Origin of the sequence: Streptomyces sp. SID12501 (assembly GCF_010550245.1) — a bacterium.
Lineage (GTDB): Bacteria > Actinomycetota > Actinomycetes > Streptomycetales > Streptomycetaceae > Streptomyces.
On the sequence record NZ_JAAGLU010000605.1, the window covers coordinates 1 to 450 of the forward strand.

Annotated in this window: 1 pseudogene; it reads left to right on the forward strand. The window is 71.6% G+C overall.

What is annotated here, in order from left to right:
* Positions 1 to 370 (forward strand): annotated as a pseudogene (locus G3I71_RS47500) (UPF0182 family protein); the annotation flags it as partial.
* Between the last annotated feature and the right edge of the window lie 80 nt (positions 371 to 450).

Consider the following 450-nt stretch of genomic DNA (forward strand, 5'->3'; position numbering starts at 1 on the left):
CCGCAGCTCCGGGCTCAAGTACCCGCTGCTGCGCAAGGTGCTGGTGACCTACGGCGGCCAGACGGCCTTCGAGGACACCCTCGACAAGGCGCTGAACGTGGTCTTCGGCGCCGAGGCACCCACCGTGCCCACGACGCCGACCAACCCGGACCAGCCGCCGGGCGACGGTACGCCGCAACAGCCCGTACCCCAGGACCCGACGGTCAAGGCGGCCCTCTCCGACGCGCAGAAGGCCGTCGAGGAGGCGGACAAGGCCATGAAGGCCGGCGACTGGTCCGCCTACGGCAAGGCCCAGGACGACCTGGAGGCCGCGCTGAAGCGGGCGATCGACGCCGAGGCCAAGGCGCCGGCCCCCAAGCCGACCGGCTAGCGCCACGCGGTCAGGGCTCCGTCCCGCGTCGTGATACTGTGGTTTTACCGACGCGGGGTGGAGCAGCTCGGTAGCTCGCT